Consider the following 25,475-nt stretch of genomic DNA (forward strand, 5'->3'; position numbering starts at 1 on the left):
CGTGGCACGTCGACCGAACAGTTTAACTGAAGAAGATTTTGAGTCTTTAGAGGGGCGCGCAAGTAAAACCGAACAGAAAAAAGCGGTCCAGCGTATGGCCGCTTTAGGTGCACAGCTTGCAGAGCTGAGCGCTAAACAAATTAAAAACTTACCCGTAGATGAGCGTTTGATTGAGGCTTTGCTTGATGTGCAAGCAATTAGTTCTCATGAAGCACGTCGTCGTCAATTTTCACGGATAGGCAAATTGCTGCGCAATGAAAATGAAACCGTGATTTTGTCTTATCTTACCCCGAAGCAAGGTTTGAAAAAGACAGCCCAATTACAGCGCTGGGTTGATCGAATTGTCAAAGATGGTGATCCAGCCATCAATGAGTTTACCAAAACCTATAATGCGACAGAGCGTCATACTTTGCGCCAGCATTATCTTCGGGTGCATCGTGATTTAAAAAATCAGGCTGCTGAAGAAGAAGTGAATGCGTCCAAATTAAAGCTGTTTAACTATGTACAGCAAGTAGCGCTGATTTCAGATAACTAATTTCTACTTTTTGAAAAAGCGGTCTTTATAGGCCGCTTTTTTTATGCCAGATTTAATTTAATTTTCTTAAATATGAATTACCTATAGCCTCTGTCTTTTCTTCTCCTGATTTTCATTTCTATCACTAGATAGATCAATAAAACAAAAAAATTCCGCAATTAATTTGTTAACGAATGTAATTCATTTACAATTCTCAGCTGCTTTTGTGAATTTTTTTTGATCGAAATTCTAAATTTCAAAGATGTTCTACCGTATAATTGTTAAGATAATTTTAATAATTAAAAGCTCATTCTGAGTTGGATAGGAGTGAAAATAATCAGTGGGGAAGTGATTTATTTGATCTCACTCTAAAGCTATATCATTGAAAAAAGATTAGCTTTTATTTAAAGCACGGTAAAAAGCGATGCTGGGTATTTTTTGGTCAATAGTGTGTTAAGGTGAGTACAAATAAACATGTTTATTTAAGGTGAGATATATTAATTTCAAACACTTATGTAGCATTTTTTTTGAATAACAAATTTTCAAGTTATTCTTAATTAATTAAATATCAGTGCTTTGTGGCTGTTAATGTATCTGGATAGAAACAGGTTAACAAATCCTTTAATCTATATGTGAGTTTTCATCGTTGAGTAAATATAGAATCTTTGTTATTGATTGTATAAATTTGGTCGGCTGTGTTTCCTATATTCTATAAACATTCAAAGAGGCAGACATGGAACTAAAACTGCTAGAGGTCGGTCAGAATACGGAGCTCTTAAGCTCGTGCCGTATATCTCTCATTTTAGGTGTCTATACCTCTGATAATTTATTAGACACCTTCTGTAATGTTGCCCGTAAAGTCCTGGATGTTAAAACCAGTATTATCGGCTTTCATACGGAACCTTATATCTGGTACAGCTGTCCGCGTGGTTTCCGGGGTCTGCATGCTCCCCAGGATGTTAGTATACCTGCATATCTGCTACAGGCAGATGTGATAGATTGCCTGCATCCCGCATATGCAGAACTGTCAGACTACTTGAAAAGTCTTGGCGTGATGCATCAGCGACTTGTCGCATTTAATTTAAAATCGGGTCAAGGTGATTCTTTAGGTCAGGTTGTGTTCTTTGATGATCAGACTGACCTGTTTGATCAGGAAGATATTGCCACTGTAAAACAATTTGCTGAAAGTTTAGTGAATCGTATCAAACTCAATCAGGAACATAATAATCTGAAAGAGTTATATGAACAGCAATGTGCACAAAACTTCAGTAAAACCAAATTTTTCCAAATTATCGCGCATGATCTGCGTGCGCCATTTCATGGCTTGCTGGGTTTTTCCGAAGTCCTGGCGCAGGAACGTGACACACTGGATGAATCTAGTATTCAGAGCATTGCGGATTATTTATATGATAATGCGCAAGCTACCTATAATCTGCTGGAAAGCCTGCTGACCTGGGCGATGGCAGAGGGTGGACGCTTTGTTTATCATCCGATTAATTATGAGCTCAAGCAGTCCAGTAAAATTGTCTGCAGTGTACTGAAAAGTCTGGCTTTGAAGAAAAAGATTGAATTAATCGACAATATCCCGGAAGACATTAAGGTTCATGCGGATATTAATATGATTACCTCGGTATTGCAGAATCTGGTGTCCAACGCGCTGAAATTTACGCCAGTCGATCAAGACGGTAAAGTCATTTTAGCAGCCGAAATGGAAGGCGAGCAGGTTAAAATTACCATTCAGGATACAGGTTTGGGCATGACTGAAGAGCAGATGCAGAATCTGTTCAAACCGACGCTTGGTGTCAGTGTCAGAGGTACAGCTGAAGAGAAAGGTGCCGGTTTAGGTCTGGTACTGTGCAAGCGCTTTATTGATCTGAATCATGGTCAAATTAGTGTGAATTCCAAAGAGGGCAGAGGCACTATCTTTACCGTGTATTTACCGATGGTCACCAATGATCATCAGGCACTGGTGCTTGAAGACCTGCAGGCCGAGCAGTCTTAAAAATAAATTTCAAACTAAACATTCCCCTTGAGACAAAACTCCTGCTATAACTAAGCAGAATGTTTCAGGGGAAGAGTTGAGTGATGAATGCAGTACAATTGCAGAAAACCTTAAGAGCCAGCCAATATGCGGAACAGGTATTGGCCAATCACCAGAGTTTGCTGGAACAGGATTATGCAATTGACCAGTTTCAGGGTTCACTCAGTCGGGAATACATTGATCAGCTGGTACAGGACTGCATCCTGAATATTACTGATGAAGCCGCCTGGATGCGTGCAATGCGTATTCTGCGGGCCCGTCTGATGTTTCGCTGGATCTGGCAGGATGCCAACCAACTGACCGATGTTATCACTCTGACCCAAGAACTCTCCGATTTTGCTGATGCCAGCATCTGTGCAGCAAAAGATTTTGCCCGTATTCCGCTTGTTGCCAAGTATGGCCAACCGATTGGCTATAATGGAAAAGTACAGGATCTTATTGTCATTGCCATGGGGAAACTCGGGGCACAAGAACTTAATCTTTCCAGTGATATTGATCTGATTTTCGCCTTCGACGAGCAGGGTGAAACCGATGGGCGTAAATGTATTGATGTGCAGCAATTTTGCATACTCTGGGGGCAGAAACTGATTCATTTGCTGGATCAGATCACTGCTGACGGTTTTGTATTTCGCGTCGACATGCGGCTGCGTCCCTGGGGAGATGGTTCAGCACTGGCAATCAGTCACGCGGCCTTGGAAAAATATTTGAGCCAGCATGGGCGTGAATGGGAGCGCTATGCCTGGATCAAAGCACGGATTGTCAATCCAAGTCCGGAAGGCGATGAGCTGCTGGAGATGACCCGACCATTTGTATTTCGTAAATACGTCGACTACAGTGCTTTTGAAGCCATGCGCGAAATGAAAGCCATGATCGAGCGTGAAGTACAACGCCGGAATATAGAAGATGATATCAAGCTCGGAGCTGGCGGCATTCGCGAAGTCGAGTTTATCGTGCAGGTTTTCCAGTTGATTTACGGCGGCGCCAAGCTTGAATTGCAGGATCGCCAGTGTCTGGTGAATCTGAATCATCTGGATGATGCCGAATTGCTGGACGAACAGGCAGTACAGGAACTGGAAGATGCCTATCTTTTTCTGCGCCGGGTTGAACATGCGATTCAGGCACTGAATGATCAGCAAACACAATCATTGCCGACTGAGCCAGAATTAAGGGCGCGTATAACAGATACCCTGGGTTTTGCCGATTGGGACAGCTTTATGGCGTATCTCAATGCGAAGCGTAGCAAGGTGATGTATCAGTTTGATCATTTGATTAAGGAAAATGGTCCGGATACCCTGATTGAAAGTTTTTCACAGCTAGAAAACCGACTGCAAGAAGTTTTGGATGACAATGCAAAAAATCTTGTCTATGAGTTTTGGAATGGGCATGCCTTAAAAAAATTACCAGCCAAAGCAGTGCAGCGTTTAAAAACTTTTTGGCCACATTTAATCGAAGCAGTTTTACAGTCAGATGATCCGCAGACAGCACTGGTACGACTGATGCCCTTGGTGGAATCGGTAATGCGCCGTACGGTATATCTGGTGATGTTAATTGAGAGTAAAGGGGCTTTGCAGCGACTGGTGAAGATGGCCACGGTCAGCCCATGGATTTGTGAAGAACTGACCCATTATCCGGTGCTACTGGATGAATTCCTGTCGATGGATTTTGAATTGCCAAAACGTAAGGATCTGGAAGATTCCTTGCGCCAGCAACTTTTACGGATTGAAATTGATCAGGTCGAAGACCAGATGCGGGTTTTGCGCCTGTTTAAAAAATCCAATGTACTTGCTGTGGCCGCCAGTGATGTGCTGGCTGAAAGTCCTTTAATGAAAGTTTCCGATGCCTTGACCGATATTGCTGAAGTATCGGTGAATGCAGCGCTGCATCTGGCCTATCAGATTGTTGCGAAAAAACATGGTTTTCCTCTGGATGCAGAAGGGCAGCGCTGTTCAGTCGAGCATACGGCTTTTGCAGTCATTGGTTATGGTAAAGTCGGTGGAATTGAACTGGGTTATGGCTCGGATCTGGATCTGGTCTTTATTCACTATATGAGTGAGCAGACCGATACAGATGGACTCAAGCCGATCAGTGGCTTTGAGTTTGCCATGCGCGTGGCGCAAAAATTCATGTCCCTCATGACCACGCAAACTCTGGATGGGCGTGTTTATGAGGTCGATACCCGCTTGCGTCCATCGGGTGAAGCTGGACTTTTAGTGACCAGTTTAAAAGCCTTTGAACAATATCAGTTCAAGAGCGCCTGGTTGTGGGAGCATCAGGCCTTGGTACGAGCCCGTCCAATTGCGGGTGAAATGAGTTTAAGGAAAAAGTTCGAAGTTTTGCGCCGGGATATTCTGACTCAGCCTCGCGATGAAAATTATGTACGGGCAGAAGTACTGAAAATGCGTCAGAAAATGAAGGAGCATCTCGGTTCTTCTAAAGAGCAAAAAAAAGATGGTATTTTTCATTTAAAACAAGATGCAGGTGGTATCGTAGACATCGAATTTATGGCACAGTATGCGGTGTTGGCTTGGAGTGGGACGAATAAAGATCTCGCCCATTTCTCCGACAATGTACGAATTCTTGAGGATGCCGCAAAATCAGGTTGCTTATCCAGCGACGATGCGACTGCTCTGATTCAAGCTTATCTCCGTGAACGCGCCGAGAGCCATCGCTTAGCCCTTGCAAATCAATCCATGCAAGTGTCTGCAAGCGACTGGCACGATACCCGAATGACCGTTTGCAAGTTATGGCAAAGACTGATTGATCCAAGTGCAGACTTTGTACTGGATAGTGAATAATTGTGAGAAATTGGAGTTTGTGGCATGAATTTGGCTGATCGTGATGGTTTCATTTGGCAAGATGGACAACTAGTTGACTGGCGTGAGGCAAAAACTCACGTATTAACACATACTTTGCATTACAGCATGGGTGTGTTTGAAGGTGTCCGTGCTTATGAAACCCCGAATGGAACGGCTATTTTCCGTCTGAGAGAACATACGAAGCGTTTGTTGAATTCTGCAAAAATTTATCAAATGAAAGTTCCATTTGATCAAGCAGCATTAGAGCAAGCTCAAATTGATGTTGTTCGTGAAAACAAATTAGCGTCTTGCTATTTACGTCCAATTATTTTTATTGGTTCTGAAAAACTCGGTATTGCTGCAACTGACAATACCATTCATGCCGTAGTTGCGGCATGGAGCTGGGGTGCTTACCTCGGTGAAGAAGCAATGGCGAAGGGTATTCGCGTAAAAACTTCTTCATTTACCCATCATCATCCGAACGTCACTATGTGTAAGGCCAAAGCATCAGGCAACTACACGCTGTCGATTCTTGCGCATCAGGAAGTGGCACATTCAGGTTATGACGAAGCAATGCTGCTCGACCCGCAAGGTTATGTATGTCAAGGTTCAGGCGAAAACGTATTCCTGGTACGTGATGGCGTGATTCATACGCCTGATATCGCAGGTGGTGCGTTGGATGGTATTACCCGTCAAACCATTATTACCATTGCTAAAGACTTGGGTTATGACGTAATTGAACGCCGTATTACCCGTGATGAATTTTACATTGCAGATGAAGCATTCTTTACCGGTACTGCTGCAGAAGTAACACCAATCCGTGAATACGATGATCGTCAGATTGGTGAGGGTGTACGTGGTCCAATCACCACTCAAATCCAGAAAGCTTACTTTGATGCGGTTCAGGGCAAAGATCCTAAATATGCACACTGGTTAACTTATGTGAAGTAATTCAGAATTTACTGCTTGAAAAAACCTCTCATTTGAGAGGTTTTTTTTAACTGATGTACTTATTCTGCCGAACTTATGTCATCATATTCAGCATCAAGAAGATTTTAAGATGAGCTTAGGCATACGCAATGAGTAACATCGTTATTTGTATGAAATGGGGAACCAAATACGGTTCGGAATACGTCAATCGTTTATACAATATGGTTAAACGACATACGACAGTGGACTTTAAAATGGTCTGTCTGACGGATCGTACTGAAGGCATTGATCCTGCAGTACAATGTTTCCCTATTCCACCTTTGGCATTGCCTGAAGGTGCGCCTGAGCGTGGCTGGAACAAGCTGTCCACTTTTGAACCTGATCTTTATGGTTTAGAAGGCAATGCACTCTTCCTCGATCTTGATGTGGTGATTGTCGATAATATCGATGAGTTCTTTACCTATCCGGGCGACTTTCTGATTATTCATGACTGGAAACGGCCGTGGCGTATTACCGGTAACAGTTCGGTTTACCGGTTTAAACTGGGTGCTTTCCCAGGTCTGTTACCTTATTTCCGTGAACATTTTGATGAAATTCGTCAAAAATTCCGTAATGAGCAGGCTTATCTGTCTTGGTATGTAGATCGGGAGAAGAAACTGAGCTACTGGCCAGAGAGCTGGTGTAAGAGCTACAAATACCATTGCCTGCAAAAAATTCCGATGGCTTATTTTAAGCCGCCGGTAAAACCTGAAGGTGCCAAAATCATTGTTTTTCATGGTGAGATTAATCCGCCAGATGCAGTGAATGGTGGGGGTGGTAAATGGTATCGTTATGTGCTGCCATCGCAGTGGATTAAGGATGCGTGGCAGTAAGCGGAATAAATGTAGGATTGGAAGAGACTTGATTTCAAATGCCTGTGAGAAAAAAAAGTAAATTCGAACAATGGTTTTCATTTAGTCGCCATCAACGTCGATTTGGGGCAGACAAGGTCTACGCTCAGTTTAATGACGTAGACCTCGATGCACTTAAAAACCAGATGATTGGTGGTGAAGAAGTTCGCTATACCTATGGTTCGGCTAAAGATTTAAATGAACATATTGAACAGCTTGAACAGGAATTTGTGGGTCAGTCTGCGCTCAATCATTATCATGCCAGCTTGATTGTACTCATTCGTCGTGAAGTTGATGTTCAGAATAACTATGCAAGATTTAAAGAATTATGGTTGAGTGAGCGTGACTATTTACTGGCTTCATTAAATACACGCTGGTTAATTTCTGCCTGTGATACTTTTATTGATTTAGAAGATGATCCGCTATTACAAGCAATTCTGATGAATGCAGTGGTACTGATCAACACTATTAAACTACAGGAAACTGAACGTTTTTTATGTGACCAGTCTTTAACAGTAAATCCGGAACATCAGCAGTTATTGCAGCAACAGCGTTATGCCTTATTTGATGGTACGGCTGCATTTGCGGTTGGAACTGATGATACTTTACGTAATATGCGCTGGCGTCTCGAGCAAATATGTGAGGCCCATGAACTGGGTCAAATTGTAATTGAGATTTTTGACAGATTACAGCTTGATCAGAATAATAATGTATATTCACGTTTTAAACAGCGTCACACTCGTGAAAAGACGAGATGGTGGTAATTGTGAATACTTTAATTATCAATTTAAAAAGTTCACAGGATCGTCGTGATTTTCAAAAAAGACAATTTGAGAAATTAGGACTGGATTTTGAAATATTAGAAGCATTTTCAGTTGCTGATCTGAGCGAAGAGCAATACCAAAAACTTGGTTTTGGCTGGCAAAGGCCTTTGCGTAAAGTTGAGGTGGCTTGCTTTCTCAGTCACCAAAAAGCCTGGGAAGAAGTACTAAAAAGGAATCAGCCCTGTTTAATTCTTGAAGATGATGCAGTACTGGCTTCCAATGCAAAAGAAATTTTAAACGAAATTGAACAGCAACAATTTCCAGATGTGGACTTAATTAATCTGGAAGTAAGAAGCCGTAAAAAAATTATAAGTCGGACACCCGTGTGTACCTTAGATCATACTCAGGTCAAATTATATGATTTATATCAAGATCGTACCGGAGCAGCAGGTTATATCCTCTACCCGAGTGGCGCGCAAAAATTATTAAATCGTTTGGCAAAAACTGCACCGGCAATTGCAGATGGATTTATATTTTCTGCTTATGAATTACATTGTTTGCAAGCTGAACCTGCAGTGATTATTCAAGAAGACCAGCTTGGCGCATATGGCCTCCTGCAACAAGGGTGTTTTGATTCGACTATTGGCCGTTCTGAACACTTTAAGCCTGAATTCAGCTCTATCAAAGAAAAATACAAGTTCAAAAAAAGACGATTAGCGGGACAAATTGCGATGGCGATACGATATTTACAAGTGATGGGGAGAGCAGAAAAAAGAATGATTAAATTGAATCAAGAAAAATTTATTCAGGATTAATACTGTATGAAAAAAACCATCGTATTGGCTATTTTTACTTTACAGGGAAATGGGGCAGAACGTTTTGCTTTAACTTTGGCAAAGGGTTTAATTGATGCGGGTCATGAAGCGCATATTGTCTATTTTAAAAATATTATAGATTTACCGATACCTGAAGGCGTAAAACTCCACTTTTTTGATTATCAAAAATATCGTGCAATTCCTAAATTTATGCGTTCCGGTATTGCAGCCAAAGCATTTGATAAATTTGTACTAAAAAATATCGGCACACCTGATCTAGTGCTTTCAAACTTATTGCCTGTCGATTTTATTTTGTCTAAAAGCCAATTGCCTAATGTTCATTTAGTCATTCATAACACGACCAGTCTGGAATATGGTGAAAGACTGGAAGGAATGCGAAAAGAGCTCACCAAGATTTATTTGGCGAAACCATGCGTAGCAGTCAGTCAAGGTGTTGAGAAAGATTTTATTGAGGTTTTTGGCCGTAAAAGCAAAATAACCACTATTTATAACCCGATTGATGTTAAGCAAGTCGTTTCAACAGCTAGCGAATATGTGCCAGATATTGATACACCCTATATTGTGAATGTTGGAAAATTTAAACAACAGAAGCGCCATGATGTTTTAATTAAAGCGTATGCAAAAGCGAATGTTCAGGAAAAATTGGTTTTGGTGGGTACGGGCGAATTATTAGAGGCATCTAAAAAATTAGTTAAAGATTTAGGTATTGAAGATAAAGTTGTTTTTACAGGTTTTAAAAAAAATCCCTATCCCTATATGAAGCATGCAAAATTTATGGTGTTGTCATCTGATTTTGAAGGGTTGGGGTTGGTCATTTTAGAATCTTTAGCTTTGGGTACACCTGTAATTAGTACTGATTGCCCATCAGGTCCCAATGAAATTTTGCCATCTGATAGTTTGGTTAAGCCTGGCGACATTTCGGCATTATCAGATAAAATTTCTGCATATGCACAGCAAACAGATAATAATCCAGTTAGCTTGGATCGAAAATTTTTACCTGATTATGCCGCCAGCCAATATTTAGATCTCATTATTTAAATTATTTAAAGCTGATTATTGATGATAAGGCTTCCTTAAGCGCTTTTTGAGGGAACGTAAAAGGCGACTCATTAATTTGGACAGGTAAAACCCATTTATTCCCAAATTTAAGCACTGGTATAAAAGTCGATTATGCTCATTTTTGATTAATTTGCCAGAAAAAGGCAATTGCTGAATTTGTTGAGAAAATTTTTTCCAGTTCAGTTTTGCAGTCTGCTTATTTTTGTATTTGGTACTTTGATGGATATAAATATAAAAAAAATGCATTAATGGAATGATAAAAATCGCCTGTACCTTGGTTTTCTCAATGAGTATTGGAATAAGTTGTTCGAGACAGGCCAACGATTTATCAATATTAGCACCTTGTTTAGAGTTTGTAGCACTACTTGAGCGTATCCGGTATCCATATAAGGGTTTAGGAATCGTATAAAATGATGTGGCTTTTATCATTATACTTGGAATGGTTGCTGCATCTTCATAGTGAGTTAGTTCTGGGAATTTAGTATCTTTAAACAGGCTGGTTTTATAGACATGAATTCCAGAAAACCAGCGATTATAGTTGAAAATTTCAATGAGAGCATTTTCACTGCTGGGTAAATTACTAATCTGTTGATTGACAAAGTGAGGAATAAATTGATCAGTACTTGATTTTAAATCTTCAGAAAGCTTTTTATATCCAAAACTCACTACATCTACATTATTTAAAAGAGCTAAATTTATCTCTTTAACGTAAGTCTCTAAAAGTACATCGTCTGGATCCACGAAAGTAAGATATGTACCTTTTGCATGTGAAATACCGAGATTCCTAGCAGAACTGACACCTGAATTTTTCTGTTGAAAGATTCTGATATTTTTTACGAGAGATTTAGGTTGCTGATTCAAATAATCTTTTAAAATTTCAATAGAATGATCTGTTGAGCCATCGTCAATACATAGAATCTCAATCCGATCATCTAACTGGTCGATGATGCTTTGAAGACAGTCAACAATATACTTCTCAACATTATAAATGGGGATGATGATAGTTAAATAAAGCATTTTAGTAATGATCATTCTTGATAAGGTTTAAAAATTTATTAACCATCGTTTCATTTGAGAGCAGTTTTTTCTCAAAAGAAGTACGATAGGTTTGATTCAGATTTTGATCTATTTTCTCTGCCAATTCATCTATATTTTGGGGAGTAACCAAATTTTCTTCTAAATTTGCGATGCTCAATTGGTGAGAAATCGCATCGCTTACATTATAGGCAATTACAGGAACATCAAGGTAAAGTGCTTCTGAGATGACTAAACCATAACCTTCACTGCCCGAGCTGGAAATTAATAACCGACTTTGCTGAATATATGGATACGGATTGTTGACCCATCCCATAAATTCTACGCGACTTTCAATATTTAGTTGTTTACATAAATCCTGTAGTGAAGGCTTTAAATCACCCTCTCCTACAATCAGCAGGTTTTTCGCTTTTTCAGATTTTGCAAATGCCCTGATAGCATGTTCTGGCTGTTTTTCCTGGCTTAAACGACCAACAAATATGCAATCCCAGATCTTTTGGGCTTCTATTAATTTTTGTTGCTCAATATGTTTTATATCAAGACCATTATAAATTGTTAAAATTTGTGAGTGGGGTAATAAGTGCTTATAATCTTTTTCCAGATTCTGGTTAACGGTAATAATATTTTTTCCGTCAAAAAGTTTAATAAAATATTTCTTATCGAGATAATGTCTTCGGTATTCTTTATACCATCTGAAAGGATTATTGGTCTGTTTTCTGGATGATTTGAAAATCTCGCCATGTATCCATAACCATATATTTCCACTGATAAAATCGGAAAGACAGAATGCAAATGCATGCGATAAAATAATAAGATCCGGCTGTATATCTGAAATTATTGTATTAATCTTTTCTATATCGGCTGTTGGTGTTTCTCGTTTTCTGAGTAATTTACCTGAACAAATACACTGATTAAAACTTTCTTTTATGAAGTTAAGATTCGTGGGAATGTCCATTTTAATCTCATGATGATTTAATGGTACAACCGTGACTTGATGCCCAGTCTTTTCTAAATTTGTAGCGGTATCAAGAAGAATTTTTTCTGCACCCCCTCCTTTAAGATGATCCACTATAAATAATATATGGTATTGATTAAATTCTTTTTTCATCAGACGCTATAGATTTATTAAGTAGAAATTTATTGATAATCTTTATTATAAAGATTTTTACGCATGTCTTGTAAGGCTCTCCACTGATTATATCCTGACAAATACTGTTTTAGAGTGATATAAATCACACTTTCTGTTTTTGATTTAAGATATTGACAGAGAAATGTAAATCTTTTGATGAAAGGTCACCGTAAATTGGGGCGGTCACAATATCATAACCTGCTAATGCACCGTGTCTAAGGTAATTTGGCCTGATCACTGAATATTGATTTTTTAGATGCCATTTGATAAATACAGACTGTTTTGATTTTTAAAGCTGCTTAAGCACCAGACATCAGATTATTTTCATCAGCTTTATAACCCGCCTGTATAAGTCATAATGGCGTCTATCGCTTTCGAAGAGTTGTAGTACTGCTATTTTGCGTGCCTTGGCATTAAACGACAGTCATCACTATGATTATCCATCCGAACCAAAGGGTGTAAGCTGCAAAAGTATGGCTCCTATGCATGATGATTATATCTTGATTATAAAGTTAGCTATATCTGTATACGGGTACTTACACTTAACACTCCGGCTAGAACAAAAATACCTCAATAAGAAGAAAAATTTCTGATAAAAGCAATAATAAAGGCTTAGTTAAATTTGAGTGAAGAAAAAAATGAGTTCAAGCTATCCTTATGTGTTATCTATCATTATCCCTGTATATGGGGTAGAGGACTATATTGAAGCTTGTATTACATCATTATTACCCCAGCTGAGTTCAGAGGTCGAATGCATTATTGTCGATGATGGCTGTAAAGACCGTTCAATAGAAATTTTGGAAGCCTATCTTGCTACCCATTCATCTCAGGCCAAGATCTGTATTATCCACCAAGAAAATCAGGGTCTTAGCATGGCGCGTAATAATGGTTATGCGGTGGCGAAGGGGCAGTATATTGCCTATCTGGATTCTGATGATTATGTTGAGCCTCATTTTGTAGCGCGTATTTTAGAGGTCATTAGGCAGGCACCAGAGGTGGAATTAATTCACTTTAATGCACTGATGGAAAATAAACAGTATGGGACTAAACCGCTGGTACTGGCTGAACAGACAGGCTTGGTTTATGCCGATACAGATTATTTAAAACGCGTGTTTCTTAAAAACTATTGGTATACATGGTTAAGAGTGTATAACCGTAAACTTTTAAAGGACTTTCAGTTTCCACCAAATCATTTCTACGAAGACATGCTGTCGATTCCATTCCTGTATCGTAAAGGCCTCATCATTTATGAAATTGCCGAGCCTCTGTTCAGGTACCGTTACAGGGCAGACAGTATTACCAATGGTGAAATTAAGCCAGAACATATCAAGAGTCTGGAATATGGCTTAAGCCTGTATAGAGATAAGTTAGAAAATCCCTATTTCCAGATATTGTATGAGCACCTCATTTTGGCCCTGTTTGAACGGAACCTTAAACTGGGTTTTGCTATCTACAGCAAATTTTTACATCGTATTCATCACGATCTGGATTATTTCCAGGATAAATTACAGCATTTGAACCGGGAAAAGCGACTGATGCTACAATATCCAAAACTGTTCTACTGGTATAAAAACTGGCTCAGTTCGCGACGGTCTATCTTCTGACAATTATTACACCACATAATTTTAATGAGTCGGTTTATAAAGATTAACACCGCCTGCTAGACGTCTGAATCTCTTGTAACCCCACAAATACTGTTCTGGCGCGACATTAATCATACGCTCCATTTCTTTATTTAAAGTATCTACAGAAAGCTGTAAATCTTTCGATAAAATATCGTCAGAAATTGGGGTCACCACAATATCATAGCCTGAAAGATCCTTGCGTCTGAGGCAACTCAGCCCGACCACTGAACATTGTGTTTTAGCTGCCAGTTTGGAAAGCAAGGTAGAAGATAAAGCGTTCTGGCCATAAAAATAAGAATAAATTCCCCCGGATTCTTTAGGAACATGGTCTGGCAAAATTGCAGAAAAACCACCTTGCTTAAGATGCTTAAACACAGCACGTACACCAGAATCATCTGTTGGAACAAGGGTCGCCTTGAGCCGTTGTCTGGCTTGCAGCATAAAACGATCGATGTCTTCATTCTTGCTGGGTTTGTACATAATCACAGGAGAGGTGTGTTGATTCACCCAGACATTCAACAGCTCCCACGTACCAAAATGTGGCACCACGGCCAAACAGCCATGAGGATTTTGCAAAGCTTGCAGGAAAATATCTTCGTCATGCACATCCTGAATTAAAGACAGCGCGTATTCAGGAGATGAGCCCCAAATCTTGACTGATTCTGCATAGGTCATGCACTGACTTTTCAGACTGCGTTTTGTTAAATCAGCCCGTTCAGCTTCAGATAGGTCAGGGTAGGCAGATGCCAGATTAATCTCTGTCACCTGGCGTGCAGAAGAATGGCTGAGATACAAAAGAGATCCGGCCAGTTGTGCAAGATTTTGAATGAATCTTAACGGAAGCTTGGAGAAATTTTTGAGTATGGTGTACATGTGATCCAGACGGTCAGATTATAGATCTTTATCCGGATTGCCCTTCAGCACCATATAAATCAAACCCACAAAAATCAGCAGGGCACCTAAAATACTACTCAGGCAAAAATATACAATACGGTCGTTGGTATCGAGATTGAACAGATTGTTGGCAAGGATATAGCGCATGAACAGCCATTGAACCACTGAAAATACAATAAGCATAATGCTGCGATTACGAACTGCAGGACGCATAGCCATTGCTAATTACCTTAGATTAAAAACTATGGCTATTATGCCACTGTTCCAGATGCGACTCAATCTTACAAAAAAGCCCCACTCAAGGCAGGGCTTTTTCACTTAAAACGTCAAGAATTATTCTTGAGATTCAGCTTTTGGTTTTTCACGCAAGCGAATACCAAGGTCACGCAGTTGGTTTGATTCAACTGGTGCTGGTGCTTGAGTCAATGGACATTCAGCAGTTTTGGTTTTCGGGAATGCAATTACGTCACGAATTGAAGATGCACCTGTCATCAACATCACCAGACGGTCAAGACCGAAGGCCAGACCACCATGGGGAGGCGCACCATAACGTAAGGCATTTAGCAAGAAGCTGAATTTCTCTTCTGCTTCTTCTTCAGAAATACCTAATGCTTCAAAGATGGCTTTTTGCATTTCAAGGTTATAGATACGCAGTGAACCACCACCGATTTCAGTACCATTCAATACCATATCGTACGCAACTGAAAGTGCAGCACCTGGGTTATTCTTCACTTCTTCAACGCTTGATTTAGGCAGCGTGAACGGGTGGTGAACAGAGGTCCATTTGCCGTCATCTGTTTCTTCGAACATTGGGAAATCAACGACCCAAAGCGGAGCCCACTCGCAAGTCGCAAGATTCATGTCATGACCGATCTTCACACGAAGCGCGCCCATTGCATCATTTACAACTTTGGCTTTGTCCGCACCAAAGAACACGATATCGCCATTTTCAGCGCCCACACGTTTCAATAGATCCAGCACGATTGGCTCGATGAATTTCACGATTGGAGATTGAAGACCCTCGATGCCTTTTTCAAGTTCGTTAACTTTGATATAAGCCAAACCACGCGCACCGTAGATGCCTACAAATTTGGTGTATTCATCAATTGCGCTACGTGGAAGTGAACCAGCACCCGGTACGCGAAGCGCAACGATACGGCCTTTAGGATCTTTCGCAGGACCTGCGAATACTTTGAACTCAACGTCTTGCATCAAGTCTGCAACGTCAACCAATTTCAAAGGAATACGCATATCTGGTTTGTCAGATGCATAGTCACGCATTGCATCGTTGTATGTCATACGTGGGAATTTATCAAACTCAACGTTTAGAAGTTCTTTGAACATCTTGATCGTTAAAGTTTCCATTAAATCCATGATGTCATCGTCACTCATGAACGATGTTTCAACGTCGATTTGTGTGAATTCAGGCTGACGATCAGCACGCAAGTCTTCGTCACGGAAACATTTAGCAATTTGGTAGTAACGATCAATACCACCGACCATCAACAACTGTTTAAACAGCTGCGGAGACTGTGGTAGTGCATAGAAGCTACCGTTAGATACACGGCTAGGCACTAAGTAGTCACGTGCACCTTCAGGAGTCGCACGAGTCAAGATCGGAGTTTCAACGTCCAGGAAACCATTGTCCTCGAAGTAGTTACGAATCAGGTTAGTCAATTTAGAACGGAAACGTAGGCGATCTAGCATTTCTGGACGACGAATGTCCAGGAAACGGTATTTCAGACGAATTTCTTCAGAAATATTAGTGTTTTCGTCATTCAACGGGAATGGCGGAGTTTCAGACGCAGCAAGAACTTCAATTTCTTTACCCAGAACTTCGATTTGACCACTCACCATATTGGCATTTTCTGTGCCTGCATAACGGCGACGTACACGGCCTGTAATTTTTAAGACAAATTCTGAACGTACTTTATCAGCAGTTGCGAATGCTTCAGGAGTATCCGGGTCAATGACCACTTGAACAAGACCATCACGGTCACGCATGTCAAGGAAGATGACACCACCGTGGTCACGGCGACGGTGCACCCAACCGCATAATGTTACGGTCTGGTCAATTTGAGCTTCGGTTAAAGAACCGCAGTAATGAGTTCGCATCATAGCGTTAGAAATCCAACTATATGGTTTAAGGTCAGCGAATACGTAAACAGCGTACCGCTTTGAGTAAAGTTAAGATTATGCCTCTTTGGGCATGTTGTCACAAGAACTTGAGTCAAAAACAATATTATTTTACGGTGAAAGAACCTGGAGCCAGTGCTTTATTTAACCCATCCGGCGATCTCTGTCCAAAAATAAAAACAATAAACAACCTAGACTGAAGGTGATCAGAAAGCCCTGACTAAATTCATTGATCGAGCGGCCAGTAAAATAGTACAGATCCGATCGCCAGACATCTGTAGGAATATAGCGCGCATAATCCCAAACAGAAAACAGGCCGGTCAATACAGAAAACAGGACTAAGCTCCACGCAAACACTTTGATTTTTCGGCTGACTGCCAGATATTGCTGATGCTTTTTATAGTAGTGCACACTCATCCACAGCATAAACGGCAAAACAATCACGGACGTGCCGATCTGTAAAATCCGATGCAAGGGATAACTGTTGCCAAACAGCTGAAACTGTTGGGCTAAAAAATCATGAAAGGCAAAAGTACGAAAGTCGACATGCGTTAGTCCATCCCAGATTAAATGGCTTGCTGTACCGACAATCAGTGCCAGACAAACTGCCAAGAAAAACTTTAATGCAGAAAGGATGCTACAAATATTTAACTCATGCTGAATACCGATGAAACGGTAAATGGCTGGGCGATATAGACCATACCAGATCATGCAGAAAATAAGTCCAATCCACAGGTCAGGATGAATCAGCGAAGACCATAAATGCGTGATATTTGAATTGCTCGAAGTAAAGAGACGATATAAATCGGGCACCATACAGCCAATCGCCAGTGCAGCAATCGGAAGCCGATTTCCGCTTAAACGTGAAATGGGTGGAGCAAGCACAGCATGCGACAAAGTAAAGGGCATAAAAATAGTGTTTTTAATGTAATAAAAAATATTCGAAAGACATTCTAATAAAATATTCAGCTCATTATCGTAAAGGATTGCAAAAATAATGAAATGTTATATTATAACATTCATCCAAAATACTGAATTTGAGCTTCGGTCATGTCCTTTCCTAAGAATCTAATAACACTGTCAATTTTTGCTATCACTGCGCCTACGGTATTTGCAGAACAAACTTTATCTTCAATACCTGTACAGACTTTGGATACCATTCAGGTGCAAGCTCATCCATTGGTGCAAACAGCGGCAGATTTTGCGGTTGCAGATCATGTCGTAGACCAGAAAGCGCTGTCTGAACGGGCGACGACCATTGGTGATGCCTTGGCAGATGAGCTGGGGGTTTATTCCAATCAGTTTGGCAGCGGTGCCAGCCGTCCCGTTATTCGTGGTCAGGATGGGCCACGCGTAAAAGTATTGCAGCATGCGTCTGAAACAGCGGATGTGTCCACTTTATCTCCTGACCATGCTGTCACCGTTGATCCGATTCTTGCCAAACAGGTTGAAGTGATTCGTGGTCCATCTACGCTGCTTTATGGTGCTGGTACAGTTGGTGGTCTGGTAAATGTCACTGATCAGAAAATTCCGACCCAAATGCCTGAAGATGGCCTGGAAGGTACAGTGGGTCTACGTTATAACTCAGGCAGTGACGAGAAACTGGCAAGTGCTGGTGTGACAGCGGGTATTGGTGAAAACTTTGCTTTGCGTGTAGAAGGTTCAAAACGTAAAGCTAATGATTATATTGCCCCGGATTATATCGTCGAAGAGCCGCATGGAGATCACTCCCACTTTCATAAAGAACGCCGTGTAGGCAATACCTTTGCCGAAGGGCAAACGGTGAATATTGGCGGTTCATGGATTCAGGACCGAGGTTTTGTCGGTCTGTCCTATAGCAACCGTCAGGATCAGTATGGCTTGCCGGGACATAGTCATGAATATCACGGTTGTGAAATTCATGGAGATCATTTTCACTGCCCAAAACCAGATGAGGATGCGCACGATCATGAAGAAACAGCTGGACCTTGGGTGGATTTAAAATCCGAGCGTTATGAGGTGCGTACCGAACTGGAACAACCATTTGCCGGTGTTGAAAAACTGCGTGCGCATGCCAGCTTTACTGACTATGAACATGATGAGCTTGAAGAAAGCGAAGTGATCAGTAATTTTAAAAGTAAGGGCTATGACGGTCGTTTAGAACTGGTGCATGTGCCAGTTGCAGGCTGGGAAGGGGTGATTGGAACACAGCTTTCACAGCAGAAAATTAATTTATCCGCTCCAGAATTCCATGACCATGACGAGCATGATGATGAAGGACATGAGCATGATCATAGCGAACATGCTGGTCATAATCATGAGGTGTTCATGCCAGACACCAAAACCCAGAAATACAGCTTATTTGCTTTGGAACATAAACAGTTCGGCGATGTGCATGTCGAGTTGGGCGCACGCGTTGAACATCAAAAAGTGAAAGTAGATTCGGAGCAGAAAGATTATTCAGGCACTGGCGTATCTGCATCTGCTGCGGCCAACTGGAAATTTGCACCAAACTACAAGCTTTCTGTGGTGGGATCACATCAGCAGCGTTTGCCTTTGGCCCAAGAGCTGTACGCGGATGGCCTGCATTTTGCCACCAATACGTATGAACTCGGTAACCCTGACCTCGATAAAGAAACTTCAAATAATCTTGAATTGGGTCTGCATTATGAAGGTGATCAACTGGATTACCATGTGCATGTGTATCACAACTGGTTCGATGATTATATTTATGGCGAAACAATAGCGCAGAAAGGTAATTTACGCGGTGTGCAGTATACCCAAGACAAAGCCAGATTCTATGGGACTGAGGCACAGGCAGGTTACCAGATCAATGACATGTATAAAGTCAGTGTTTTTGGTGACTATGTGCGTGGCAAGATTGAAGGTGAAAATGCACCACGTGTACCCGCGGGCCGCTTAGGAACCAAAGTCGAAGCAGACTTTGCCGATGGCTGGTCAGGTCTGGCTGAATATTATCATGTCTTTAATCAGGACAAGATTGCCAGTTATGAAAATGAAACCCAGGGCTACAATATGGTGAATGTTGGCTTAAGTTATGCCAATAGCATTGCAGATAAAAATGCTTACCGGGTTTATTTCAAAGCCAACAATCTGCTTGATGATCAGGTGTATTCACATACTTCATTCCTGTCCAATATTCCTCAGGTGGGTCGCAACTTTACCGTCGGCCTGCAGTATGATTTCTAATATATTCATAAACTAACAGGTCAAATCAAATAGAGATCACTGAAATCTACTTGAAAAATCATCAGATAAAACCTAGCCTGAACATATTGGGTTAGGTTTTTTCTTATGCGTATCTTTCAACGAATTCACAATAAACTGAACTGGTCGACTCGCCGTTATGCGGCCTTAGCCATCAGTCTGCTGGCAGTCAGTTATCTGGCATCTGCCATTTATCATACTTATAAGCCTTTACCGGAAGGCTTGAATTACACGGGCAAGCTGCGTCATGCCGAAGTCAAGTTTCTGGCCGATCAGACCTATCTGGATGCAGAAGGAAAACAGCATCTGGATCATCGCATTTTCAATGAAATGCTGAAAATGATTGAAGAGGCCAAATCACTGATTGTGCTGGATATGTTTTTGTTTAATCAGCAAACCGGAACCTCGAAACAGGAGCATCAAGCATTGAGTCAACAGCTGACGGATGCTCTGATCAGTAAACGTCTGGTACAGCCTGAGGTGGAAATCAAGTTTATTACCGATCCGATCAATTCGGTCTATGGCGGGGTCAAGTCCGAACAGTATCGGGCGTTGCGCCAGCACGGCATCGATGTCATTGAAACCAATCTTCTTCCTTTACGGGCTTCCAATCCGGGCTGGTCAGGCTTCTGGTATTTATGTTGCCAGGGCATTGGCAATAACCCGGAAAAAGGCTGGTTACCAAATCCATTTGGACCAGAAAAAATTACCCTGCGCAGTTATTTTGATTTATTTAATTTTAAAGCCAATCATCGTAAAACTTTAGTGGTGGATACCGATCAGGGCTGGAAAGCTCTAGTCACCTCCATGAACCCGCATGATGGCAGTTCACGGCATTCCAATATTGGCTTGTTAGTCTGGGGGACTACAGCCGTAGACATTCTGAAAACGGAACAGTCTGTAGGCATGATGTCACATGCCAATATGCCAGCGATCGTTGCGGGGGATTTTCAGGCAGAGAATACCCAGCCACAGGTGCAGGTGCTGACAGAAAAAGCCATTTATGACGCGATTCTGAACCTGATCCAGACGGCAAAAGCCAATGAACAGATTGATCTGGCGATGTTTTATCTGTCTGAACGCAAAATTATTAAAAGCCTGATCGCGGCTCATGATCGTGGTGTCAAGGTTCGGGTTTTGCTCGATCCCAACAAAGATGCTTTTGGCCGTGAAAAGAACGGGATTCCAAACCGGCAGGTGGCTTGGGAACTGCATCAGGCTGGCATTCCGGTACGTTGGTGTAATACCCAAGGGGAGCAATGTCATAGCAAGATGATCATCAAGCGTAATACCCAGCAAGCTGAAATGATTTTAGGTTCAGCCAATTTCACAGCCCGTAACCTGAAAAACTATAATCTGGAAACTGATTTGCGTGTAGTTGGGTCATCACAGGGGAGTGTGTTCGTCGATGCCCAGCGTTATTTTAATAGTTCTTGGTCGAACCAGAATGGCCAAAAAGCAAGTCTTGATTATGCTGCCTATCAGGATGATTCACGATGGAAATACTGGCTGTACCGCTTTATGGAATGGAGTGGCTGGTCGACGTTTTGATTTTAAATTCCTCCTGACCTCTCTTTAAAAAATGGGAGGAAAGTCCCTCTTTGAAAAAGAGGGACTTAGGGAGATATTTTATGATCAGCTTTTTGATTCTGGATTTGGCGGAACCAGCTGATCCAGCTCTTTATCCGTTAATTGATCCAGTTCAGAAATATCAGTTTTAATTTTCCATTGGGTTTCATCATCGACCGGATTGGGTAGACGCGCTTCTAGCCAGTCACAGACCACGTCTGGCGGGAAATCAGCGTGATTACACTGGATCACCCAGGACAGGAAATCTTTGGCAACCCCATTCATGTACGGTGGAGGTGATACGGGAAGAAACTGAGTCGGAAGACGTTCATTTTTAGAAATATAATTTAGGACATGTCCCAGCTCTTGCACAGTTTGCCACGCCAGCGGATGATCTACATTAATCTGAAATTTAAACCACCATGCCTGTTTGCCATCTGAGCCATAGCTATCAATTCGCTCTTTCTGAACACTCGGCACTTTAGAAAAATATTCATATAAACGATCGAAATTTAAATCAGCCACGGTATTCAACTCGAAACATTAAAAAAGCAATTTTAGCATAAAGCAGCCGCCTGCCGATGTGCCTGCCAGAATGAAAACATGCAAGCGCATTACAAAAAATTGCAGGTCCTACAAGCTTATTCATATTTCCTGCATTTATTTTGTTTAAAATATAATCAGGATATTTAGAGGAAGCTCAAATGAAAATAGTATTATCGGGTGCAATATTCGCTACATTGCTATTGGGAGCTTCTGCACAGAGTATGGCTGGAAATGCCTGGGTGGGCTACAGTGGTGTAGACCGTTCTGTACCGAATTATCGTAGTGCACCACGACCTTATGATCCACCACGGCAGCATTACCCGCAACGTCCGGTGCCACCGCGACCACATTACCCGCAACACCCATCACATTGGGGTTATCCGCCTGCGCAGAGTCAAAGCGGCCTCAATATTCAGTATCAGGCACCGACCACTATTTATCAAAATTCGAATAGTTATAGCTGGGTCAATGGTGATCCGAATGTTGCCCGGATTGAAAGTTCGAGATATACGGTAATTACCGATTGGCAGCGTTTAGGGTTACCAGCACCACCGCGTGGCAGCTACTGGATTTATGAAAACGGACGCTATGTGCTGATGTCAAATCGTTAAACTGTTCTAAATTCTGAACGGATAATTCAGTTATAAACGTAAATAACCAGAAAGACCAAAATAGTTTCCTCTCCCGTGAGGAGAGGTTACTTGAGATCAATAGTCCTAAACCCTGAACGAGGCTTAAGTATTGCTTTAAGCTGAAGTGCAAAAAAAGAGGGCTTAAAAGACTATGCCAGTTCATCATCTTCTGGACGTGGCGTTTTGCCGGGCGGTAGGGGCTTTTCACTATGTTTGTCACGCATCACCGATGGATAGGTCCATGAAGCATAACGCACCACCAAGATTGCAAAAGCCAGAATCAGGATTGAACCGGTAATAATGACCAGATCCATGCTGGCCTTATGGGTATGTTGAATATCTGCAATCAGCAAACGGGTCAGGGCGGTAATGGCAATATAAATCAGGAAGCGTACCGGCATATGGTTGGTCTTGAAATAGATGCCGACCATGGCGCCAAGTTCCAGATAAATAAACAGTAAAAGAATATCGTCAATGGTGGCGAACTGTTTGACAGTCAGAATATCGATGACGGTATGGCCCGCAGACCAGATCACCATACAGCCAATAATAAACAGGGCAATATAATGAAAGCTTTCTACAGCAAGATTACCGAAACGGTCGAGGAGGGCTTCAAATTTTTCAATTTTCGAACGAGATATGGACATATTATCCTCCTGATTTTTCATGTGAAATAAAGATATTTACAGAATAACGTGCAAAGATCATGCACAGAATGATTGAATGAAAAATAAAGATTAAATTATTTGAACTTTTGCGCTTTTTTTAGACTAAATTGCTATATTGTATGGGTGGTACATTGAATAAATAGGAGAAAAAAGTGTTAGATAAAATTCAAACAAAAATTAGCCAATTAGAAGCCGGAAAAAAATTAATCCTCGGCGTAGGCATTAAGGCTGAAGATATGCAAAAGGTGGTGGAACTGTGCGAGTCATTGGAGTCTGAGGGGAATATCAAAATTGTGAATAAACATCTGAATCCGAAGAGTAATAATCAGCCAGATACCTTATTGATTCAAAAAGTTTAATTGTTGCATTTTCATAAAAAACGCCTGCTGATGCAGGCGTTTTTTATTGCAGATTTTCAGTTTAAGCTTGAGTCGTGAAATAATCTTCAGAGAAGTTCATGATGACGTCAGAACCTGATTTCACTTTAGTAATGCGTAATGCCAGTTCAGGCAAAATGCGTTGCACAAAATAACGTGCCAGAGCGAGTTTATTTTGATAGAACTCACCCTCTTTGTTTTTCGCTGCATTGGCAATGCGCGCGAACATATAAGAGAAGCTCAACAGACCTACAGCGTGCAGATAGTCCACTGCAGTCGCATTCGGAAAGTCATGGCTTTCTCTTGCTGCTTCCAGAATGTACTGAGTCACTGATTCAACTTCAGTCGCGGCATCCAGTGTGGCATCTTTAATGAAGTTCAGGTCCGCATCCAGACTATTGGCAAAGTCACGGATTTCAGAGATATATTCAGAGATATATTCGCCGCCACATTTAATGGTTTTACGGCCGATCAAGTCTTGTGACTGTACGCCATTGGTGCCTTCATAGATCTGGGAAATACGCAGGTCACGGATACATTGCTCTAGACCCCATTCACGGATATAGCCATGACCGCCGAAGACCATTTGTGCATCTAATGTCGCTTGGAATGCGGTATCCGTTAAATACGCTTTCGCGATTGGTGTTAATAGCGCAACACGGTCATTGGCTTTTTTCACCGCTTCAGGATCAGTCGAGAATTTGGTGATATCCAACTGTTGACCTACATACACGGCGAATGCACGTGAAGCTTCATTATTGGCACGTACATTCAGCAGCATACGGCGTACATCACCATGCACTAGAATACTGTCCGCAGGTTTGTTTGGCGACTGAACGCCAGCCGCACTACGGCCCTGTAAACGGTCTGTGGCATATTGCGCAGCATTTTGGTAAGCAAACTCAGAAGCGCCCAAGCCCTGGATACCCATTGACAGACGTTCATAGTTCATCATCACGAACATTGCCGCCAGCCCTTCGTTTTCTTTACCAACCAGGTAACCTTTCGCATCGTCGAAGTTCATCACACAAGTCGCAGATGCCTTGATCCCCATTTTATGTTCAATTGAACCAGGGCCAACCGGATTACGCTCACCTAGTGAACCATCTGCATTGACCAGGAATTTCGGTACGATGAACAGGGAAATACCACGAGAGCCGGCAGGCGCATCAGGCGTTTTTGCAAGAACTAAATGAATGATGTTCTCAGCCAGGTCATGGTCACCGCCAGTAATGAAAATCTTGGTACCAGTAATGCTATAAGTACCATCATCATTACGTTCAGCTTTGGTCTTGATAATACCAAGATCGGTACCTGCATGCGGTTCAGTTAGACACATGGTACCTGACCATTCACCAGAGTAAATTTTAGGCAGGTAAGTTTCTTTTTGCGCTTGAGAACCATAACTGTTCAGTGCCATACCAGCACCCACTGAAAGAAGCGGGTAGAGCATGAAAGATGGATTGGTGGCAAAAAGCATTTCATCTGACAGAACGGTCAGCATTTTTGGCATTTCCTGGCCGCCCCATTCAGCATCAGCACCCAGGCCGATCCAGCCGCCCTCAGCATATTGTTTGAATGCTTCTTTAAAACCAGCAGGTGTGGTGACATTGCCATTTTCATATTTTGCACCTTCTTCATCACCTGTACGGTTCAGAGGAAGCGTGACATTTTGTGCAAACTTCGCCATTTCTTCAAGAATAGCTTCTGCTGTAGCAGTATCCAAGTGGGCAAGGTTTTCATTGGCTTGCCAGAACTGTTCTGCATTGAAAACATCGTTCAGAATGAATTTCATGTCAGCAAGTGGCGCGTTATAAATTGGCATAGT

At 41.6% G+C, this 25,475-nt stretch carries 22 protein-coding genes; 13 read left to right on the top strand and 9 right to left on the bottom strand.

Going from position 1 to position 25,475, the window contains the following annotated elements; translation table 11 throughout:
* The first annotated feature begins 1 nt into the window (after nucleotide 1).
* From yjgA to VXP95_RS08235, 8 genes are all read left to right on the top strand, one after another.
* Nucleotides 2-535 carry a ribosome biogenesis factor YjgA gene (gene yjgA, locus VXP95_RS08200; RefSeq protein ID WP_416680368.1) on the top strand — a complete coding sequence of 178 codons (534 nt, stop codon included), beginning with the start codon at nucleotides 2-4 and terminating at the stop codon, nucleotides 533-535.
* A gap of 712 nt (nucleotides 536-1,247) precedes the next feature.
* A complete protein-coding gene (locus VXP95_RS08205; RefSeq protein WP_416711825.1) occupies nucleotides 1,248-2,516 on the top strand; it encodes a sensor histidine kinase in 1,269 nt (422 codons plus the stop codon).
* A gap of 83 nt (nucleotides 2,517-2,599) precedes the next feature.
* Nucleotides 2,600-5,350 carry a bifunctional [glutamate--ammonia ligase]-adenylyl-L-tyrosine phosphorylase/[glutamate--ammonia-ligase] adenylyltransferase gene (glnE, locus tag VXP95_RS08210; protein WP_416705542.1) on the top strand — a complete coding sequence of 917 codons (2,751 nt, stop codon included), beginning with the start codon at nucleotides 2,600-2,602 and terminating at the stop codon, nucleotides 5,348-5,350.
* A 24-nt stretch (nucleotides 5,351-5,374) separates the two neighbouring features.
* Nucleotides 5,375-6,301 carry a branched-chain amino acid transaminase gene (locus VXP95_RS08215; protein WP_416705543.1) on the top strand — a complete coding sequence of 309 codons (927 nt, stop codon included), beginning with the start codon at nucleotides 5,375-5,377 and terminating at the stop codon, nucleotides 6,299-6,301.
* 128 nt (nucleotides 6,302-6,429) lie between these two features.
* Nucleotides 6,430-7,152, top strand: a complete 723-nt coding sequence (locus tag VXP95_RS08220; RefSeq protein WP_064094758.1) for a hypothetical protein — start codon at nucleotides 6,430-6,432, stop codon at nucleotides 7,150-7,152.
* Between the two features lie 38 nt (nucleotides 7,153-7,190).
* Nucleotides 7,191-7,934 (top strand): hypothetical protein, encoded by a 744-nt coding sequence (locus VXP95_RS08225; protein ID WP_064094757.1) that lies wholly within the window; start codon nucleotides 7,191-7,193, stop codon nucleotides 7,932-7,934.
* Nucleotides 7,935-7,936: 2 nt separating this feature from the next.
* Nucleotides 7,937-8,749: a glycosyltransferase family 25 protein gene (locus VXP95_RS08230; RefSeq protein ID WP_416711826.1), complete on the top strand. Its 813-nt coding sequence runs from the start codon at nucleotides 7,937-7,939 to the stop codon at nucleotides 8,747-8,749.
* A gap of 6 nt (nucleotides 8,750-8,755) precedes the next feature.
* A complete protein-coding gene (locus VXP95_RS08235) occupies nucleotides 8,756-9,808 on the top strand; it encodes a glycosyltransferase (protein WP_416711827.1) in 1,053 nt (350 codons plus the stop codon).
* 15 nt (nucleotides 9,809-9,823) lie between these two features.
* Here VXP95_RS08235 and VXP95_RS08240 read toward each other — a convergent pair whose 3' ends face one another.
* Together VXP95_RS08240 and VXP95_RS08245 are read right to left on the bottom strand one after the other, a co-directional pair.
* Nucleotides 9,824-10,846: a glycosyltransferase family 2 protein gene (locus VXP95_RS08240; protein ID WP_171254890.1), complete on the bottom strand. Its 1,023-nt coding sequence runs from the start codon at nucleotides 10,844-10,846 to the stop codon at nucleotides 9,824-9,826.
* Between the two features lies 1 nt (nucleotide 10,847).
* Nucleotides 10,848-11,972, bottom strand: a complete 1,125-nt coding sequence (locus VXP95_RS08245; protein WP_064094753.1) for a glycosyltransferase — start codon at nucleotides 11,970-11,972, stop codon at nucleotides 10,848-10,850.
* Between the two features lie 659 nt (nucleotides 11,973-12,631).
* On the opposite strand from VXP95_RS08245, the gene VXP95_RS08250 reads away from it, so the two are divergent.
* The gene (locus VXP95_RS08250; protein WP_416680364.1) at nucleotides 12,632-13,597 is read left to right on the top strand and encodes a glycosyltransferase family 2 protein; all 966 of its coding nucleotides are present in this window, start codon (nucleotides 12,632-12,634) and stop codon (nucleotides 13,595-13,597) included.
* A gap of 21 nt (nucleotides 13,598-13,618) precedes the next feature.
* Here the strand turns inward: VXP95_RS08250 and VXP95_RS08255 are convergent, their stop codons facing one another.
* The 4 genes from VXP95_RS08255 to VXP95_RS08270 all read right to left on the bottom strand — a co-directional run bounded on the left by VXP95_RS08255 (nucleotide 13,619) and on the right by VXP95_RS08270 (nucleotide 17,557).
* Nucleotides 13,619-14,491: a lysophospholipid acyltransferase family protein gene (locus VXP95_RS08255; protein WP_416711828.1), complete on the bottom strand. Its 873-nt coding sequence runs from the start codon at nucleotides 14,489-14,491 to the stop codon at nucleotides 13,619-13,621.
* 18 nt (nucleotides 14,492-14,509) lie between these two features.
* A complete protein-coding gene (locus VXP95_RS08260) occupies nucleotides 14,510-14,731 on the bottom strand; it encodes a hypothetical protein (RefSeq protein WP_004278319.1) in 222 nt (73 codons plus the stop codon).
* 114 nt (nucleotides 14,732-14,845) lie between these two features.
* On the bottom strand, nucleotides 14,846-16,630 hold the full coding sequence (gene aspS, locus VXP95_RS08265) for an aspartate--tRNA ligase (RefSeq protein WP_064094750.1): 1,785 nt from the start codon (nucleotides 16,628-16,630) through the stop codon (nucleotides 14,846-14,848).
* Between the two features lie 162 nt (nucleotides 16,631-16,792).
* Complete coding sequence (locus VXP95_RS08270; protein WP_416680362.1) at nucleotides 16,793-17,557, bottom strand: DUF4184 family protein; 765 nt, start codon at nucleotides 17,555-17,557, stop codon at nucleotides 16,793-16,795.
* A 141-nt stretch (nucleotides 17,558-17,698) separates the two neighbouring features.
* Here VXP95_RS08270 and znuD point away from each other — a divergent pair, with 141 nt between their 5' ends.
* Complete coding sequence (gene znuD, locus VXP95_RS08275; RefSeq protein ID WP_416711829.1) at nucleotides 17,699-19,837, top strand: zinc piracy TonB-dependent receptor ZnuD; 2,139 nt, start codon at nucleotides 17,699-17,701, stop codon at nucleotides 19,835-19,837.
* A 105-nt stretch (nucleotides 19,838-19,942) separates the two neighbouring features.
* Nucleotides 19,943-21,406, top strand: a complete 1,464-nt coding sequence (locus VXP95_RS08280; RefSeq protein WP_416711830.1) for a phospholipase D-like domain-containing protein — start codon at nucleotides 19,943-19,945, stop codon at nucleotides 21,404-21,406.
* An 84-nt stretch (nucleotides 21,407-21,490) separates the two neighbouring features.
* Here VXP95_RS08280 and VXP95_RS08285 read toward each other — a convergent pair whose 3' ends face one another.
* Nucleotides 21,491-21,949: a hypothetical protein gene (locus VXP95_RS08285; protein ID WP_064094746.1), complete on the bottom strand. Its 459-nt coding sequence runs from the start codon at nucleotides 21,947-21,949 to the stop codon at nucleotides 21,491-21,493.
* A gap of 179 nt (nucleotides 21,950-22,128) precedes the next feature.
* Here VXP95_RS08285 and VXP95_RS08290 point away from each other — a divergent pair, with 179 nt between their 5' ends.
* Nucleotides 22,129-22,581, top strand: a complete 453-nt coding sequence (locus VXP95_RS08290) for an RcnB family protein (protein ID WP_416711831.1) — start codon at nucleotides 22,129-22,131, stop codon at nucleotides 22,579-22,581.
* Nucleotides 22,582-22,751: 170 nt separating this feature from the next.
* Here VXP95_RS08290 and VXP95_RS08295 read toward each other — a convergent pair whose 3' ends face one another.
* The gene (locus VXP95_RS08295) at nucleotides 22,752-23,249 is read right to left on the bottom strand and encodes a phosphate-starvation-inducible protein PsiE (RefSeq protein ID WP_064094744.1); all 498 of its coding nucleotides are present in this window, start codon (nucleotides 23,247-23,249) and stop codon (nucleotides 22,752-22,754) included.
* A gap of 173 nt (nucleotides 23,250-23,422) precedes the next feature.
* Here VXP95_RS08295 and VXP95_RS08300 point away from each other — a divergent pair, with 173 nt between their 5' ends.
* Nucleotides 23,423-23,629, top strand: a complete 207-nt coding sequence (locus tag VXP95_RS08300; protein WP_004278311.1) for a hypothetical protein — start codon at nucleotides 23,423-23,425, stop codon at nucleotides 23,627-23,629.
* 61 nt (nucleotides 23,630-23,690) lie between these two features.
* Here the strand turns inward: VXP95_RS08300 and VXP95_RS08305 are convergent, their stop codons facing one another.
* Nucleotides 23,691-25,472 carry an acyl-CoA dehydrogenase C-terminal domain-containing protein gene (locus VXP95_RS08305; protein ID WP_416680356.1) on the bottom strand — a complete coding sequence of 594 codons (1,782 nt, stop codon included), beginning with the start codon at nucleotides 25,470-25,472 and terminating at the stop codon, nucleotides 23,691-23,693.
* Nucleotides 25,473-25,475 lie beyond the last annotated feature (3 nt).

It is taken from the genome of Acinetobacter sp. 226 (assembly GCF_048147925.1).
Taxonomy (GTDB): domain Bacteria; phylum Pseudomonadota; class Gammaproteobacteria; order Pseudomonadales; family Moraxellaceae; genus Acinetobacter; species Acinetobacter pecorum.

Excerpts from the sequence above, each read along its gene's own strand:
- VXP95_RS08205 (WP_416711825.1), top strand. The coding sequence starts at position 1,248 with ATGGAACTAAAACTGCTAGAGGTCGGTCAGAATACGGAGCTCTTAAGC.
- glnE (WP_416705542.1), top strand. The coding sequence starts at position 2,600 with ATGAATGCAGTACAATTGCAGAAAACCTTAAGAGCCAGCCAATATGCG.
- VXP95_RS08215 (WP_416705543.1), top strand. The coding sequence starts at position 5,375 with ATGAATTTGGCTGATCGTGATGGTTTCATTTGGCAAGATGGACAACTA.
- VXP95_RS08220 (WP_064094758.1), top strand. The coding sequence starts at position 6,430 with ATGAGTAACATCGTTATTTGTATGAAATGGGGAACCAAATACGGTTCG.
- VXP95_RS08225 (WP_064094757.1), top strand. The coding sequence starts at position 7,191 with ATGCCTGTGAGAAAAAAAAGTAAATTCGAACAATGGTTTTCATTTAGT.
- VXP95_RS08235 (WP_416711827.1), top strand. The coding sequence starts at position 8,756 with ATGAAAAAAACCATCGTATTGGCTATTTTTACTTTACAGGGAAATGGG.
- VXP95_RS08240 (WP_171254890.1), bottom strand. The coding sequence starts at position 10,846 with ATGCTTTATTTAACTATCATCATCCCCATTTATAATGTTGAGAAGTAT.
- VXP95_RS08245 (WP_064094753.1), bottom strand. The coding sequence starts at position 11,972 with ATGAAAAAAGAATTTAATCAATACCATATATTATTTATAGTGGATCAT.
- VXP95_RS08250 (WP_416680364.1), top strand. The coding sequence starts at position 12,632 with ATGAGTTCAAGCTATCCTTATGTGTTATCTATCATTATCCCTGTATAT.
- VXP95_RS08255 (WP_416711828.1), bottom strand. The coding sequence starts at position 14,491 with ATGTACACCATACTCAAAAATTTCTCCAAGCTTCCGTTAAGATTCATT.
- VXP95_RS08260 (WP_004278319.1), bottom strand. The coding sequence starts at position 14,731 with ATGGCTATGCGTCCTGCAGTTCGTAATCGCAGCATTATGCTTATTGTA.
- aspS (WP_064094750.1), bottom strand. The coding sequence starts at position 16,630 with ATGATGCGAACTCATTACTGCGGTTCTTTAACCGAAGCTCAAATTGAC.
- VXP95_RS08270 (WP_416680362.1), bottom strand. The coding sequence starts at position 17,557 with ATGCCCTTTACTTTGTCGCATGCTGTGCTTGCTCCACCCATTTCACGT.
- znuD (WP_416711829.1), top strand. The coding sequence starts at position 17,699 with ATGTCCTTTCCTAAGAATCTAATAACACTGTCAATTTTTGCTATCACT.
- VXP95_RS08280 (WP_416711830.1), top strand. The coding sequence starts at position 19,943 with ATGCGTATCTTTCAACGAATTCACAATAAACTGAACTGGTCGACTCGC.
- VXP95_RS08290 (WP_416711831.1), top strand. The coding sequence starts at position 22,129 with ATGAAAATAGTATTATCGGGTGCAATATTCGCTACATTGCTATTGGGA.
- VXP95_RS08295 (WP_064094744.1), bottom strand. The coding sequence starts at position 23,249 with ATGTCCATATCTCGTTCGAAAATTGAAAAATTTGAAGCCCTCCTCGAC.
- VXP95_RS08305 (WP_416680356.1), bottom strand. The coding sequence starts at position 25,472 with ATGCCAATTTATAACGCGCCACTTGCTGACATGAAATTCATTCTGAAC.